Annotated in this window: 17 protein-coding genes and 2 pseudogenes; 9 read left to right on the top strand and 10 right to left on the bottom strand. The window is 59.1% G+C overall.

Translation table 11 applies throughout. From position 1 onward, the window contains the following. The 4 genes and pseudogenes from EOA32_RS11500 to EOA32_RS11485 form a co-directional block, all read left to right on the top strand. Window positions 1–338: pseudogene (locus EOA32_RS11500) on the top strand (thiazole synthase); the annotation flags it as partial. After that, a complete protein-coding gene (locus tag EOA32_RS11495) occupies window positions 335–940 on the top strand; it encodes a thiamine phosphate synthase (RefSeq protein WP_128371805.1) in 606 nt (201 codons plus the stop codon). The pseudogene EOA32_RS11500 and the gene EOA32_RS11495, both read left to right, overlap by 4 nt. After that, window positions 931–1,686: a hydroxymethylpyrimidine/phosphomethylpyrimidine kinase gene (locus tag EOA32_RS11490; RefSeq protein WP_128371808.1), complete on the top strand. Its 756-nt coding sequence runs from the start codon at window positions 931–933 to the stop codon at window positions 1,684–1,686. The genes EOA32_RS11495 and EOA32_RS11490 overlap by 10 nt, the downstream gene beginning before the upstream one ends. A 277-nt stretch (window positions 1,687–1,963) precedes the next feature. Beyond that, on the top strand, window positions 1,964–2,254 hold the full coding sequence (locus EOA32_RS11485; RefSeq protein ID WP_128371804.1) for a hypothetical protein: 291 nt from the start codon (window positions 1,964–1,966) through the stop codon (window positions 2,252–2,254). Window positions 2,255–2,438: 184 nt separating this feature from the next. On the opposite strand, the gene EOA32_RS38550 is transcribed toward EOA32_RS11485, so the two are convergent. After that, window positions 2,439–2,594, bottom strand: coding sequence for a hypothetical protein (locus EOA32_RS38550; protein WP_189407078.1), 156 nt, complete (start codon window positions 2,592–2,594; stop codon window positions 2,439–2,441). A gap of 277 nt (window positions 2,595–2,871) precedes the next feature. Further along, entirely contained in the window at window positions 2,872–3,765 is an 894-nt protein-coding gene (locus EOA32_RS11480; protein ID WP_128371803.1) for a LysR substrate-binding domain-containing protein, read from the bottom strand. A gap of 119 nt (window positions 3,766–3,884) precedes the next feature. Between EOA32_RS11480 and EOA32_RS11475 the strand changes: the two genes are divergently transcribed. Next, the gene (locus tag EOA32_RS11475) at window positions 3,885–4,754 is read left to right on the top strand and encodes an NmrA/HSCARG family protein (RefSeq protein ID WP_128371802.1); all 870 of its coding nucleotides are present in this window, start codon (window positions 3,885–3,887) and stop codon (window positions 4,752–4,754) included. Window positions 4,755–4,795: 41 nt separating this feature from the next. Here EOA32_RS11475 and EOA32_RS11470 read toward each other — a convergent pair. The 4 genes and pseudogenes from EOA32_RS11470 to EOA32_RS11455 all read right to left on the bottom strand — a co-directional run. Continuing rightward, window positions 4,796–4,894, bottom strand: a pseudogene (locus EOA32_RS11470) (aldehyde dehydrogenase family protein); the annotation flags it as partial. A 65-nt stretch (window positions 4,895–4,959) separates the two neighbouring features. Beyond that, the gene (locus tag EOA32_RS11465) at window positions 4,960–5,751 is read right to left on the bottom strand and encodes an ABC transporter permease (RefSeq protein ID WP_245499245.1); all 792 of its coding nucleotides are present in this window, start codon (window positions 5,749–5,751) and stop codon (window positions 4,960–4,962) included. Beyond that, window positions 5,748–6,644 (bottom strand): ABC transporter permease, encoded by an 897-nt coding sequence (locus EOA32_RS11460; protein ID WP_128371801.1) that lies wholly within the window; start codon window positions 6,642–6,644, stop codon window positions 5,748–5,750. Before EOA32_RS11460 ends, EOA32_RS11465 begins: the two co-directional genes overlap by 4 nt. Beyond that, complete coding sequence (locus EOA32_RS11455) at window positions 6,626–7,708, bottom strand: ABC transporter ATP-binding protein (protein ID WP_245499244.1); 1,083 nt, start codon at window positions 7,706–7,708, stop codon at window positions 6,626–6,628. The genes EOA32_RS11460 and EOA32_RS11455 overlap by 19 nt, the downstream gene beginning before the upstream one ends. Before the next feature lie 597 nt (window positions 7,709–8,305). Between EOA32_RS11455 and EOA32_RS40555 the strand changes: the two genes are divergently transcribed. From EOA32_RS40555 to EOA32_RS11435, 4 genes are all read left to right on the top strand, one after another. After that, complete coding sequence (locus EOA32_RS40555) at window positions 8,306–8,881, top strand: extracellular solute-binding protein (protein ID WP_189407077.1); 576 nt, start codon at window positions 8,306–8,308, stop codon at window positions 8,879–8,881. Further along, window positions 8,878–9,336, top strand: coding sequence for an extracellular solute-binding protein (locus tag EOA32_RS40550; protein WP_281013789.1), 459 nt, complete (start codon window positions 8,878–8,880; stop codon window positions 9,334–9,336). Before EOA32_RS40555 ends, EOA32_RS40550 begins: the two co-directional genes overlap by 4 nt. Before the next feature lie 86 nt (window positions 9,337–9,422). Continuing rightward, complete coding sequence (locus tag EOA32_RS11440; RefSeq protein WP_210214825.1) at window positions 9,423–10,079, top strand: SGNH/GDSL hydrolase family protein; 657 nt, start codon at window positions 9,423–9,425, stop codon at window positions 10,077–10,079. 119 nt (window positions 10,080–10,198) lie between these two features. Then, the gene (locus EOA32_RS11435) at window positions 10,199–10,948 is read left to right on the top strand and encodes a FadR/GntR family transcriptional regulator (protein WP_128371796.1); all 750 of its coding nucleotides are present in this window, start codon (window positions 10,199–10,201) and stop codon (window positions 10,946–10,948) included. A gap of 9 nt (window positions 10,949–10,957) precedes the next feature. Here EOA32_RS11435 and EOA32_RS11430 read toward each other — a convergent pair whose 3' ends face one another. From EOA32_RS11430 to EOA32_RS11415, 4 genes are all read right to left on the bottom strand, one after another. Continuing rightward, window positions 10,958–11,971, bottom strand: a complete 1,014-nt coding sequence (locus tag EOA32_RS11430) for a pyridoxal-phosphate dependent enzyme (RefSeq protein ID WP_189407075.1) — start codon at window positions 11,969–11,971, stop codon at window positions 10,958–10,960. Window positions 11,972–12,062: 91 nt separating this feature from the next. Next, window positions 12,063–13,061, bottom strand: a complete 999-nt coding sequence (locus tag EOA32_RS11425) for a Gfo/Idh/MocA family oxidoreductase (protein WP_128371794.1) — start codon at window positions 13,059–13,061, stop codon at window positions 12,063–12,065. Between the two features lie 194 nt (window positions 13,062–13,255). Next, window positions 13,256–14,347 (bottom strand): ABC transporter ATP-binding protein, encoded by a 1,092-nt coding sequence (locus EOA32_RS11420; RefSeq protein ID WP_128371793.1) that lies wholly within the window; start codon window positions 14,345–14,347, stop codon window positions 13,256–13,258. A 152-nt stretch (window positions 14,348–14,499) separates the two neighbouring features. Further along, window positions 14,500–15,237, bottom strand: coding sequence for a FadR/GntR family transcriptional regulator (locus tag EOA32_RS11415; RefSeq protein ID WP_189407071.1), 738 nt, complete (start codon window positions 15,235–15,237; stop codon window positions 14,500–14,502). Between the last annotated feature and the right edge of the window lie 33 nt (window positions 15,238–15,270).

Raw genomic sequence — 15,270 nt, 5'->3', positions numbered from 1 at the left:
GCAGGCTCCTGATGCCCTGGTGCGCGCCGATCGGCTCCGCCCGCGGGCCGCAGAACCTCGATGCGCTGCGAAGCCTGCGCGGCCATTTCCCCGGCATTCCGCTGATCGTCGATGCCGGCATCGGCCGGCCCTCGCATGCCGCGGCCGTGATGGAGCTCGGCTACGACGCGGTGCTGCTCAACACCGCTGTCGCCAAGGCAGGCGATCCTGTTGCCATGGCCGCGGCCTTTGGCACGGCGGTCGAGGCCGGCCGCGAGGCCTATTGCGCCGGCCTGCTCGAGCCGCGCGACATGGCCGTTCCCTCCACCCCCGTCATCGGCATGGCAGCATTCTCATGAAGCTCGATCCGTTCTACCTGATCGTCGATTCCGCCGCCTGGATCGAACGTCTGGTGCCGCTCGGCGTGAGGCTGGTGCAGCTGCGCATCAAGGACCAGGACGAAGCTTCGCTGCGCCGGGAAATTCGCGCCTCGAAGGCAGTCTGTGACCGCCACGGCTGCCAGCTCATCGTCAACGATTACTGGCGTGTTGCGATCGAGGAAAATTGCGATTTCGTTCACCTTGGCCAGGAAGATCTGGCGGAGGCTGATGTGAAGGCGATCCGCAGGGCGGGCGTGAGGCTGGGCCTCAGCACCCACGACGGCGCCGAACTCGAAACAGCGCTCCAAGCCGAGCCGGACTATGTCGCGCTCGGACCGATCTACCCGACCATTCTCAAGGCGATGAAATGGGATCCGCAGGGGCTGGATCGCGTCGCTGTCTGGAAGCAGCGCGTAGGCGAACTTCCGCTTGTCGCCATCGGCGGGCTCACCGTCGAGCGCGTAGCCGGTGTCTTCGCGCACGGCGCCCAAAGTGCGGCGGTCGTCACCGACATCACCCGCAACACGCACCCCGAGGCGCGGACAGCTGAATGGCTGGCGGCGACAGCCCAATGGCGTTGACGCCGCATGTGCTGATCGTCGCCGGCTGCGATTCAAGTGGCGGCGCGGGAACAGCCCGAGACGTCGAGACCGTATCTGCCTTTGGACTGCGCAGTTGCCTCGCCGTCACGGCCGTGACCGTCCAGACGCACTCGGCCGTCGAACATATCGAGCAGATGCCGCCGCAGCTTATCGCCGCCCAAATGCGCGCTGCCTTTGCTGCCAATCCGGTCGCAGCGGTCAAGATCGGCATGCTGGGGACGGCGGCAGCCATTGAGGCGGTCGGCTCTGTCCTGGCGGCCCATCCGAAGGTGCCGGTGGTCCTCGACCCTGTGCTTGCCTCGACCTCGGGACGCGTGTTGCTGGAGGACGATGCCGTCGACGTGTTGCGCCGTGATCTGATGCCGCTCTGCCGGCTCGTGACCCCCAACCTGATCGAGCTGGCAACGTTGGTGGGAGCAGACCCTGCGAAGGACGAAGAAGGCGCGTGCGTTCAAGGCGAGGACCTGTTGGCGACGGCGCGGACCGCCGTGCTCGTCAAGGGCGGGCACGCGCACGGAGATCAAGCGAATGACCTTCTCATGCAGCCGGACCGTCGCGCCGTTCGGGTCGAAGCGCCTCGCGTCCATGGGGGGATGCGTGGCACCGGCTGCGTGCTGTCCAGCGCCATCGCCGCATCGTTAGCTCAAGGTCTGCCGTTGGAGGCGGCGGTACAGGGCGCCAAGCGCTATGTTCTCCAACTCCTTCGTGGGGATGCGACGAGTTAAACGGACGAGCGCAATGCGCATCTTGACCGATTCCCAGGAGGTCAGAGGCGCGTGCCCTCCAGGTCCGAGCCGGCGGTCTAATAAACCTTGGAGATCAAGGACATCAACTCGTTGCCGTCTGCTATTCACCTCGCTTCATAAGATGCTGCCCCAACAATCTGGAGCAGCGGCCGGAAGCGAACGGTAACAAGTGGCGGCCCCGAGTTTGGCCTTCCAGCATGGGCATGCAGCGGCAGTGTAGGCTTGTGTCGTCCGGGCAATGGTGGTTAGTCACTCGATGGTGCTGCGCCTCCAACTTGACGGGAGCAAACGCGGGGATCGCCTTTTGCCCAGCCCGTCAACGGGCCCGGAAGTTTCTGGCCTCGCTCAATTTTCGGCAACGAAATCAAAGGTTATGGTGGTGCTGCCAGTCACCTGCGAACCGGTCTCTGTCCCATTTTCCCTGTTAGGTGCCGAAAAACAGCGAATTTTCGGTCATTTTCGCCTCGAGCAGGAATTCGAACCTGAAATCCTGGCGCAGTTTCAATGCTTTGGCGGAGAATTCCCTACCGGCATATCAGGGAAATGAACTCAGCCTAACAGGGAACAGTGCTGGCGTCGTGGGGCCAGAACTGTGCACCCTTGCTTGACTTTGAGCAGCGTTGCGACTGGGGTGTCGCAACCCCACCAAATCCCCGTTATATCCAAAAATGCAACGCACCTTCACCAGACAAGAACTGTACGACCTCGTTTGGTCGACACCGATCGTGACTCTAGCCGAACGCTTCCAGAAGGCAGATCGAGGACTGGCGAAGATTTGTGCTGCTGTGGTCGATGCCTTCCCGATCCAACACCCAGTTCTGCGGATTAGGGCCGATCGGGCGGAGCGTTTCGCGGGCGTGGAAATCTGAATCGGAGGGCAATGCCATTTTAGTTCCGGCTGAAGCTCAAGCATTGCGCGCCAGACTCCACCCCGGTAGGCAAACAGTCCAGAACGTCTGCTTAAATTGCTCCGTAACTTTTTTCACTTGCATCCGATCTCAATCGGGAGCGCTTTCAGATTGGCCTGCAAAAAGCGTCAGGCCGAGAACGGACGGTACTTTCTGGACGTTAAGTCGCGCCGAAAAGTACCGTCGGCTTGATCTGCTGCCCCTCACATTTTGATCGAAGCAGAGCTGGGTTCATAGGGAAGGGTGGCCGGGATGTTCAGTCCGCGACATAGCCTGCCAATTCATCAGCCGTCCCTTGCGGAAAGGCTTCTTTCAAGTAGTCGAGGAACGCTGACACGCGGGGGCTGAGCAAACGCCTCGAGGGATAAAGAGCCCAAAGCGCCGTCTCGGGCCCTGACACATCCCCCCAATGCACTAGCCTGCCGGCAGCCAAATCGCCGCTGGCAAGCGACAACGGGAGGCGCGCGGCGCCAAGCCCCATGCGCACCGCATCCCGGACCATGACGAACGACGCCAGGCTGAGCACTGGCTTGGCGTCAATCGTCGACTTGCCGGACAAGGTCGTGACTTGCCAGGCTTCGGAATCGTTCAACGAGCCTCGACTGATCGCGGGAACAGGACGCCCAGAGGCAGGGGGCGGCAGGTGCGGACTGGCCACCACCACCAGCCGATCGCGCAGGAACACTCGCCCAACAAGGGTGGCATCCGGCTCCGGATTGACCCGCATGACGAGGTCGTAGGCTTCTTCGATCATGTCCACCGCCCTATCTTCCGTGGTGATCTCCAACCGAACCTCCGGATATCTAAGGACGAAGCCGGCCGCGAGCTTTCCGACCGCGGTCTGAGAAAAGAGCAGTGGCGCGCTGATGCGTAGCCGACCACGCGGGCTACGGCCGCCCGAAGCGATCGCTTTCGCCGTCTCATCAAGTTCCGTGAGCAGAAAGCCCGTTCGTTCAAACAGGGCTCGTCCCTCCTCCGTGAGCTTGAGCGTCCGCGCACCACGTTCGAAGAGGCGCAGATCAAGACTTGCCTCGAGATCGGCCACGCGTCTGGAAAGGGTGGCCTTTGGCCGGCCGGCGGCGCGCGAGGCCTTTCCGAACCCGCCGTGGCGGGCCACTAAGTTGAAGTCGGCAAGAGCGACAATATCCACGATCTTGTTCTTTTCTGTTCCACCTATGAGACGACCTGTCCAAACATACCACCTATCGGGATGTATGTGGATCACTCATTTTGAGCGTGCCTTTTAACTCAAACAGAAAGTGAACCCCAATGACCATCCTTGTTACAGGTGCCACCGGCCGCGTCGGCCGCCATGTCGTCGACCAACTCCTTCAGCGCGGCGCGACGGTACGTGTGCTGACCCGTGACCCCGCGAAAGCCAGCTTTCCGACCGGTGTGGACGTCGCCAAGGGTGATCTCCTCGACGTCGATGCGCTGCGCAGCGCCTTCAAAGACGTGAGCACCCTCTTCCTACTCAATGCCGTCACAGGTGACGAATTTGCCCAGGCGATCATCGCACTCAACGTTGCTCGCGAAGCGGGCGTCGACCATGTCGTCTATCTCTCGGTGTTCGAAGCCGATCGGGCGGTGAACGTCCCGCACTTCGCCGTGAAGTTCGGCGCCGAGCGCATGCTGGTGCAGATGGACTTCAGCGCCGCCATCTTGCGTCCGACCTACTTCATCGACAACGAGTCGATGGTAAAGGACGTCATTATGGAGCATGGCGTCTATCCGATGCCGATTGGCAGCAAGGGCGTAGCCATGGTCGACGCCCGTGACATCGCCGAAGTAGCCGCGATCGAGCTGATCCGCCGCGACTCCGCGCCCGGCAAGCTGCCGGTCGAGACCATCAACGTGGTGGGGCCCGACACGCTGACCGGCCCCGACGTGGCCAGGATCTGGTCGGACCTTCTGGATCGCCCGGTGGTCTATGGCGGCGACGATCCCGGCGCGTTCGAGCAGAAAATGGCGAGCTTCATGCCAAAATGGACGGCCTACGAGATGCGCCTGATGGCCGAGCGCTATGTCAGCGACGGCATGGTCCCGGAGGCCTGTGACGTTGTACGGCTGACCAGTATTTTGGGCCGCCCCCTGCACACCTATCGCGACTTTGCGGCCAGGATAGCGAGCGCGGCCTAAGGCCGCGCCAACCAGCCGCGAAGATTTTTGGCATAGACTTAGGAGGGAAGTCCGAATCTGATATCGTTGGCTTGAGCGATAACGTCCGCCTCGTCCTTGAAGCGAAAGAATGGTGCGAGCGGACCGAAGGGCTCCTCCTCGCCGCCGAGGCCTTCGGGCCGGGTGTCTTTATAATGGCCACCGGGCTCAACGGCCAAGTTCGTTTTTAGGCGGCCGCATTGGAGCGTGCGGGGATAAAAAGCCTGATGAGGAAGAGGCTCAATACCGTGCTAATGGCGAGAATGTAGACGACCAGGGCGCTGATCGAGGGCGAGAAGCCAAGGCGCATCATGCCCCAAAGCCGAACTGGGAAAGTGCTTTGGCCACCGGTCAGAAGCAGAGTGACCATGGTCTCGTCGAACGATAGCGCAAAGCATAGGACGAATGACGCCATCAGAGCCGGTTTGAGATTGGGTAGCACAACCCACCAGAAAGTCTGAAGCCGGCTGGCACCCAGATCGAGCGACGCCTCGACCAGGGAAGCGCCCATTTCGCGTAGCCTCGTCACGATGGTCCGATAGGCGATCGCCAGCAAGATCGTTATATGGCCAACCAAGACAGTCAAAAGCGACCTCGGGACGTCGGCCTCTCGGAAGGAAATCAGCAGAGCGAGCCCTGTAATGATAGGAGGCATTACAAATGGGAGGAAGATCAGGAACTCAATGAACTTTCTGCCCAACCCAGTTCCTGGTGCGCAGTAAAGAGCAATTCCGGTGCTGATCGCCAGCGCGATCGTGGAAGCGACAAACCCGACGATCAGGGTCAATTTCAGGGCATCGACAATGTCGCCACTGATGCTCTCAAACGCCACGATGGAAACCTGATCCCATTGGAACACGCCGCCGCGGATCGGCACGAAGGCGGTAACGATGGCCATGAGAATCGGCCCGTAAAGGACAGCCAAGATCAGCGCCGTCCCCGCGCAAAGGACGACGACCGTGGAGCGTGCGGACTTCAAAATGTCACCTTTCCAGGTGGACGGATGCGGGTAGCCAATGCCAGAGCCACCGTGACAATCATCATCATGAAAATTGAGAGCGCGGCACCGAACGGCCAGTTGAAGCCAAGACCGAACTGACTGAAGATGATGCGGCCAAGTGTGAATCCGTTAGGCCCGCCAACCAGTTCCGGGGTGATGAAATCACCGATCGCCAGCACAAAGGTGAATGTCAGCGAAACTGCCACCCCCGACAGGCTCAACGGAAATATCACCGTCCAGAAAATGCGCGTGCGACTGGCGCCCAGGTCGGCGGCCGCTTCGACCAAGCTTGCCGGAATGCGATCAAGGGACAGGAAAATCGGAAAAACGGCAAACGGCAGCAACACCGATGTCAAGGTCAAGAAGACCCCGTAGTAGCTTAGCGTGAAGAATTCGAGCGGTTGGGAGACAAGGCCCGAGGCCATCAGGAAATGGTTGACGACGCCATTTGTGCCAAGCAGATTGCGGACTGTGTAGATCTTGATGACGTAGCTCATCAACAAAGGCACGGCAAACGCCACCATCAAAAGAGAGCGCCGCGTCGGGCCAAGAATCTTCATCAGATAGGCGGCCGGAAAGCCCACCAGAGTGCACACAAAGGCTGTCGCAACGCCTATTACGAGGGTCCGCCCAATGACCATGCGGACGGTAGAGTCCGCCAAAATCCGAACGTAGTTCGACAGGTTGAAGTCGATAACGACGGCGGAGGCCTCAACGCGTCCGAAGCTTACGACAAAGAAAATACAAAATGGCCCTAGGATCAAAGCGATCGGCAAGACATAGGCGATGATAACGAGGCTATTGATTAGCCGGGCCTCTCCGGCGGATCCCAGCCCTGGGGTTTTCCTTGAGTTCACTTGCGGATGACCCACGTCTCTTTACCCTTCCATGAGACTGTCACGCCGGCGCCTATTTTGAACGGCGCAGCCAATTGGCTGCTGAGTTGCTTAACGTGCAGGGTCGCACCGGGCGACTTGGTCGATTCAACTTCTACGAGCGACAACGGCCCCACGAAGGAGACTGATTTGACGTGCCCGGCCGGTGCGGATCCGTTTGCTCCGAGAAGCTCAACGTTCTCGGGTCTCACCGCAAGCGTCACCGCCTCGCCGGCGTTGAAATGAATCCCTTGATCGCCCCGAGCCACCGCCATCCCAAATGGCGTCTCCACCGCGATGCCATCGCCGTTGACTGTCCTCACCTGCGCGTCAACGAGATTGTTGTCGCCGAAGAAATCCGCGACATAGCGATTGCAAGGTCGATAGTAGACCTCTTCCGGCCGGCCCACCTGCACAACCTCCCCGTGATCCATGACGCAAATGCGATCGGCCAGACTGATGGCCTCTTCCTGGTCGTGGGTGATGAACAGGAATGAGGTTTGGATCTCGCGCTGAATGGATTTCAGGAACGTCTGCATCTGGTGGCGAAGACCGGCGTCCAACGCGGCGAGCGGCTCGTCCAGCAGGACCAGTCGCGGCTTGCAAATAAGGGCACGCGCCAGTGCCACTCGTTGCCGCTGTCCGCCAGACATCTGCGCAGGGTAGCGTGACCCGAGCTGGCCCAGCCCTACCAGATCAAGCGTCTGCGCAACCAGCTTCTTGATCTCGTCGGCGCGGAGCCCTTTGACCCGGAGCCCATAGCCGACATTGGCAGCAACCGTCATGTGCGGGAAAAGGGCATAGTCCTGGAAGACAGTGTTGAACGGCCTGCGATTGACTGGGATGCCGTTGATCCGCGATCCGTTCAGAAGGATGTCCCCGCTCGTTGGTTCGACAAATCCGCCAATCATGCGAAGGATTGTGGTTTTGCCGGAGCCCGAGGGACCCACTACCACAAGAAACTCGTTTTGGCCGATGTCAAGGTTGACATTGCGCAAGACCGTGTGGCTGCCATAGGTCTTGCCGATATCTGTCATTTCGATCAGAGACTGGTCGCTCATAAGCATTTTCCAATTAGCCGGTTAGGCTCGCCTCCAACTCGTTATTCCGTCGGGTGACGTCAGCGATGCCGCCATCGCCAATCTTAGCCGCACCTATACTGAATTGCATGCAGAACGCAATACCGCAAATTCGCTTAGGCACTCCGGATCGTATCGTTAAATTTCCATCGCCTCCACCCCGCTAGGGCCTCGAAACCGGCTTGCTAATCCAGGCTTCAGCAACGTCGGGTTTCAGCCTGGACACGGCTTTTTCGGCGCTTTCCGAAGAAGCCCGATTTGATCGCAGTAGGCGGCGGCCGTTCACGAAAAATTGCAAAACCAGCTAATGAAGGCCTTGCTCAAAAACCGCTGCCACCCCCTTGACTCTATAAATTGCAGACTGCACGCTGCATGCACTAGATATTGATCTTCCTGCGATCCGTTCGGAACCCGTGGGAGCTAGACTGCCGGAGCAAAGCAAACCGCTGATCGGGAGCACCTTTGATACGAACGTCTTTACCGAGAATAACCAGACTGCGCTCGAACCGATATGCGGCTGATCTGAAGTGATCAACGATGTGGGAACACCTTCCAGAGGAGATGAGAATGTACAAAAAGTTGTTCGGCGAAATCGGGAAGCTGCTGGCGGTATCGTCCGTGCTTGCACTTGCCATTGCCGGACCGGCAAACGCCGGGGGCAAGCTGCGCATCCTGACGTGGGACGGTTACGCCGACAAGGATTGGGTCGCGCAGTTCGAGAAAGACAACAGCGCGACCGTTGAAGTGGTTTTTGCAGGGTCGAATGACGAGATGTGGGCCAAGATCCAGGGTAGCCAAGGCAAGGATTTTGACATCTTTGCGACAGCTGCAGCTGGCATGCAGAGATACTACGAAGCGGGACTGCTCCAGCCGATCGATCTGTCGAAGATCCCGAATCATGCCGGCCAGTTGCCTCAGTTCCAGGATCTTTCCAAAATCGCCGGCGCAGTTCACGACGGCAAGACCTATCTTATTCCATATGCCTTCAGCCCGATGACGCTGATTTATGACCCCGCAAAGGTGAATCCGGCGCCCACCTCGTGGTCGGTGATGTGGGATCCTCAGTATAAAGGCAAGGTGCTGCTCTATGACGACGGCGAAAGTGCTTTCGCCACAGCGGCAATCCTGAACGGCGTGCAGACGCCTTTCATCTGACTGATCAACAGTTCAAGGATGCCATGCCGAAGCTGGTAGACCTGAAGCACAATTCCGCGAGCTTCTACACGTTCGTGCAGGATTCGGTTCAGTTGGCGCAGAACAATGATGCACCGATCATTTTCGGCGCTTACGCCGATCAGCAGATCAAGGCCCTAGCGGCCGGCGGCCTGAACTATAAGCAAGCCTATCCAAAGGAAGGCGTTATCGCCTGGGTAGATACATGGGCGGTCACCAGCGGGGCCAAGGGCGACTCCTATGACCTGGCTTTGAAGTGGATCAACTTCGTAATCAGCAAGAAGATCGCTGCAGAGCTGACCGAAAAATCCGGCTACGCGAATTCGGTCACATCCACTGATACCATACCGGCGGGCACCAAGATCTTCTGGATGCAGCCGGACGAAGATCCCACCAAGCGCACTGACCTTTGGAACCAAGTCAAGGCGACGCCATGACATCGGCTGGTCGCATCGCGTGATGCGCCCCTGCTCCTCATTTGAAAACTGCCGCAGCAGCAAACGGTCCGAGATCGATGACAAAATTGAGGCGCATTCTGTGCTACGGCGACAGCAACACCCATGGCTCTGCTCCAGCCAGGAGTTGGTTCGATAGTCAGCGATTTGATGAGACGGCACGCTGGACAGGCGTACTGGCGGAAGCCTTGGGAAAGGGCTTCCGCATAATCGAGGAGGGCCTTCCCGGTCGAACTACAACTCTTGATGATCCTATTGAAGGCGCCTCACGCAACGGACTTACCTACCTCAAGCCGTGCATCGATACCCACCGCCCGCTGGACGCAATTGTGTTGATGCTCGGCACCAACGATCTGAAAACACGCTTCAGCCTTACTTCAGAAGACATCGCTCGGGGATTGGTCGCGTTGATCGAGCTGATATTGTCCGCCAAATCGGGTCCCGCAGGAGCCGATCCCCGCATCTTGGTCATCGCTCCCGCTCCGATCGAGGAAGTCGGATTCCTCGGCGAGATCTTTTCTGGCGGAGGGATCAAATCGGGCCAGCTTGCTGAAAAATACAAGGACGTCGCAGCCCATTTCGGCGCGGAGTATCTGAACGCCGCGCAGTTCATTAGCGTCAGCCCGGTAGACGGTATCCACCTGGATGTCGAACATCATGCTGTCTTCGGAAGAGCGGTAGCCGACAAATTGCTGACCATGTTTGACATGGGGAAGCAGCACTAGTCCCCGTCAGAATCCGATCATCAGCTCGGCCGCTTTCGGGCCAGTGCTCAAGTTATGGATTTTCCGCGCTTGCTTGATTAGATTTGTAAGACAACTGGGGAATCACGCGGATTTTGCGAATGAGTGCTCCAAATGATGAGCGCATCAAGCTCTCGAAGCGCGTCTATGACGGCTTGCGTCGCCAGATCGACGAGGGTGAGTGGCGCGAAGGCACGCGCATGCCTACCGAGACCGAACTGGCGGCAAGCTTTGGTGTTTCACGCCCCGTCGTGCGCGAGGCCCTGGTGCAACTGCGCAGCGAGGGGATAATCGACTCTCGTCGCGGCTCCGGCAGCGTGGTCATTGCCGCCAACGGGGCACCAAGGCGAAGTTACAGCCCTATCGAGAATGTCGCAGACCTCATCAGCGCGTTCGAGTTCCGATTGACCATTGAGTGCGATGCTGCGGCATTCACCGCGTTGCGGGGCAAATCGCAGGATCTGGCTGAAATTATCTCGGCGCATGAGAAGTTCAAAAGCGATCTGAGCGAGAGTGATTTCGGTGATCTTGACCTGGCATTCCACATCGCGATTGCCAAGTGCACTGGGAACAAGCTCTTCGAAGCGACGCTGTCGATGCTCAATCCCCAGATACTTTTGGGTATGCGCCTGGTGGGCGAATTCTCGCTGATCGGCAGCAGCACTCGAGCTCAGACCGTTTATCGCGAGCACGCCTTGATCGTCGATGCAATCAAGTCCGGTGACGCGCAAGCGGCTTTTGACGCGATGAGGAGCCATCTGCTTCAGTCGCGCCACCGTATCCTGGGATTTGATGTCCCACCGAATTGGCAAAGGCTTGGGCCGGTCAACACCAGCTCGTCAGCTTCGTGACGGACATTTCTAGGTGCAAGCCAGAATGGCGTCGGCGTAGGAAAAGATGGCCGGCAGACCGCCTGTATGGATGAACACCACGCGGTCCTTTGCCGTCAGCAGGCCAGACCTTATATCGCCAAGCAAGCCGGCGAGCCCTTTTCCCGAATACACCGGGTCGACAAGGATACCCTCGGTTCGGGCCAGCAGGGCACACGCCTCTTGAGCATCCGCCGAGGGGAGGCCGTAGCCGGCGCCCACCCAATCGGTGGAGTTGCTGATTTCCTCCTCTGGCACCGACAAATCGAACCCGAGGATACGCGCCGCCGCTTCGCACTGACCGGCAATCGCGGAAGGAAATTCATAGGCTTCGTTGCGGCTGTCCATCGGGTTGATGCCGCGAATTTGAGTGGGGTGCCCAAGCAGCATTGCCGCCGCCTGCAAGCCGGCCTGCGTGCTTCCCTGAGAGGTCGCATAGATGTGAGTGGGCAGCGCTTCCTCCAGCGCTTCGAACTGAGCAGATATCTCCAGATACGCGTTGACATAGGCAACCGCCGCCAGGCTTAGCGCCGACTGCGATCCCATGCCGAGGATAGCTGGGTTTCGGCCTTCGCCTTTCAGCCTGGCCGCCATATCCTCCTTGGCCTGCTTCACCGAAGCCGTAGCGTCCACGGGCACGATCTTCGCACCGAAAAGCCGCGATATAAGCTGATTGCCTTGAACATGATCGTAGTGTGCGTCCTTGCGAGGCATCAGGATACAGTCGAGACCAAGCCGTGCCGCAGCTGCGGCGAGTTGGCGCGATTGATTTGATTGAGATGCGGCGCCCTGGATCACCACGTCGACCCCGCGACTAACCGCGTCACCCAAGATGAATTCATGTTGCCGAACCTTGTTGCCGCCAAAGGCGACACCGGTGCAGTCATCCCTCTTGATCCAGATCTTTGGCCGTTCAAGCCGTTTTGTCAGCGTGGGGCAGTAATCGATGGGGGTCGGAAGATGCGCCAGCCGCACACGCGGGAGCACTGCGAGCGCAGAGCTCAATTCGGCCTTTGAAACAATCGTCATTCGGATTGGATCCTTTGGATGATGCTCCCGGCGCGATCCGGTGGCGCGACCCGCACATGGGAAGCGGTCAGATTTCGATCACTCGACCTGTTGCGGCCGCGGTTCGCGCGGCAAGTGCAAATCGAAGCGATGCGAGACCGTCCTCGCCGGAGACCAGTGGGCGGCCGACGCCCCTGACGGCATCGGCAAAAGCCGAAATGGCACGGGGGTAGGCGTTTTCATGCTCGATCGGAATTTCTTGACGGTTGCCTCGCACGCTAAGCTCCAGCTTGCCGCCGGGCCGCTGCAACAGTACGTCATCGGCAAAAACAGAAGCCTTGGTGCCGTGCAATTCAAGGGTTGTTCTCGCATGCTCGATCGCGAAGCTCTCCGTGATCTGGACTGTGAGGCCAGACGCCGTTTGGGCTATCGTGGCGACGCCGTCTTCAATCCCTTTGGCAGAGATGCCGTTGTTGGAAGTAAAAGCAGCAACGCGCACAAATTTCTGACCCAATATGAAGTGCAGGGTATCTGCGTCATGAACGGTCAGGTCAAAGAACACGCCTGCTCCGGCCGAAGCACTATCGGTGCGCCATCCGCGATTGTCCTGGGGCAGCAGAACGCCGAACATGGCGCGAACCGCAACAAGGTCGCCGAGCAGGCCACTTTCGACAAGTTCACGCAGCTTGCGGTGGCTGTTCATTCCACGCAAATGATGGTTGACCGCCAAGACAAGATCTTTGTCTTTTGCCACCGAAACCATTTCCCGGGCATCTTGTTCGGTCATGGCCATCGGCTTCTCACCCAACACATGCTTGCCAGCATTGAGCGCCGCTATGGCGCACGGGGCATGCTTTTCGTTGGTGTTGGAAATGTAGACCGCATCGACACCGGCCGAGAGCAGTTCCTCAAGCGACTCGCAGGTAAGCGGGATGTCATTGGCCCGCGCATATTCGCTCACACGCGCCGCGTTGCCGCCCTGGACGGCAACCACTTCGTTTCCTGGCGTCGCCCTGATCGCGGGGATGATCCACTCGGCGGCTATGCGGCTTGCGCCGACAAGTCCCCATCGAATTTGCTTTGTCATTGCACGGGTTCCTGATGAACGAGGATGGATGTCAGCCGGTCGCCTATGCGAACGGTATGGGCTGCTATCGTCAATGCGGGCTCGACGGCGCCGGAAGGGGAAAAGAAGGATCGGTCAGCAGCATGCGTGCCGCGCTTGATTTGCCACCATGGTGAAAGGCGAGGAGGCTGCCATGCAGATATCTCCATCCAGGCTCATTGAAGGCGCTCGCCGGAACCGCTGTCGAAGACGCTAATCCGTGACGTATCCACACGCAGCCGCGCCCTGCCGCTCTGGCTCACATGCCCTGCCCGCAGCAGGGCCAGCTGTTCCACGCCGGAATGCTGAAACAAAATGACATCGTCTGATCCCGTCGGCTCGATCAGATTGACGTCGGCCTCGATGTCGACGGTCTTCTCGCTCGCGGCGTTACCCTCTGCCAGGCCATAGTGCTCCGGGCGGATTCCGACCGTGACCCTGCGGCCATCCTGGCGCAAAGCCGAGGCGAATTCCTGCGGGGCCGGAAGGATTGTTCCAGACCCCTCCAGCACCACCCTCCCCCCCTTGCTGACCGCCTGCAAAAGGTTGATGCGCGGGCTGCCGATGAAAGTTGCGACAAAGAGATTGGCAGGTCGATTGTAGACTTCGCCCGGGGTTCCAAGTTGCTGAACGACACCTTTGTCCAGGATCGCAATCCGGTTTGCCAGCGTCATGGCCTCGATCTGGTCATGTGTCACGTAGACGGTGGTTCGACCCATCCGATGGTGCAGCTTCTTCAGCTCGGTCCGCATTTCAACACGGAGGAGAGCATCCAGGTTCGATAGTGGCTCGTCGAAAAGGAAAAGGCTTGGCTCTCGCACCAAAGCGCGGCCAATTGCTACCCGCTGCCGCTGCCCGCCAGACAGCTGTCCCGGCTTTCGATCCAGCAAATGGCTGATTTGGAGCAAGTTGGCGACGTCGGAAACCGCCTTGTCACGTTCCGGTTTCGGCAGTTTTCGCATCTCCAGCGGAAAAGCGATGTTCTGCCTGACGGTCATCGAGGGATAGAGCGCATAGGACTGGAACACCATCGCGATATCGCGGTGCTGACAGGGGACTTCGTTGAGGATGCGCTCGCCAAGCCGGATTTCGCCGGCGTTGATCCTATGAAGGCCGGCGATTGCGTGGAGCAAGGTCGACTTGCCGCAACCCGATGGTCCGAGAAGAACGAGAAATTCGCCGGATGCGACGTCAATGTTGATGTTTTTCAAGACGCATAGGTTGGGGCCGTAATATTTGTAGACGCTATCGATGGACAACGAAGACATAAGCTAACCTCTCACAGGGCCGCCGGATCGGGCGGCGACCGAAATCGCACTGGGAAACGCGGGCTGGGTGCACAGATTTGCGATCGAGGGAGCGCCACGCCCGGGCGATCGCGGTCGGCAAGAACGCAGGCACGGCGGACGGAGGAGTCGCTTCAATTCTGCCCCCCTCGGATCGACGGTGCGGCGCCCAATGTGGGTTGCCAATCACTTGCTATTTCGAAGCCGAGGATCCTGCGTCGTGAGTTCATGAGATGCCGACCCATTGCCAATTGGGCTTTGTCGGCATGTCGAGCCTCAACGGCCTCGACGATCGTCTCATGTTCTTCGAAGATCGCCTCGGACCGGGTTGCCGCTTGTTGTTGAGAGAATTCTCCTACGAGCCGCATCCCGAAGACGATCTGCGTGCGCAGCATGCTGAGCGTGGTTTCATACATTGCGTTTCGACTTGCTCGGGACAGCGTGAGATGGAACCCGAAATCGGCATCCCCGAAAGTCTCCTCGTTTGACTGGTTCCTGACGACGGCGGAGGCAATGCGAATTTGCTCCAACTCCTCGTCGGTCCGCCTCAGCGCCGCGAAAGCAGCCACATCGCACTCCACGGAGAATCGAAATTCAAACGCCTGGATGAGGTCGGCTATGTTCTCGATTGGCCTGTAGCCACCGGAGTCCAGCCCATTTTTGCCGATCACAAAGTTCCCGGATCCTTTACGGGATCCGATCAAGCCCTCCATTCTGAGCCTGATCAGAGCCTCCCGGACGACGGGTCGCGAGACGCCATGGTTCTTCGCAAGCTCGGTCTCCGGAGGTATCCGCGTGCCCTCTGGCCACTCGCCGCCTTCGACGAATTGCCGAAGAGCGCCATAGACCTGGTCTGCAAGTTTGAGCTTCATCGCTCCGCCGGGGCCCGGGATTTGCACATATTT

Origin of the sequence: Mesorhizobium sp. M1A.F.Ca.ET.072.01.1.1 (assembly GCF_004023325.1) — a bacterium.
Lineage (GTDB): Bacteria > Pseudomonadota > Alphaproteobacteria > Rhizobiales > Rhizobiaceae > Mesorhizobium.
The sequence above is the reverse complement of the archived record's forward strand: the minus strand, read 5'-3'. Positions and strand labels throughout refer to the sequence as shown.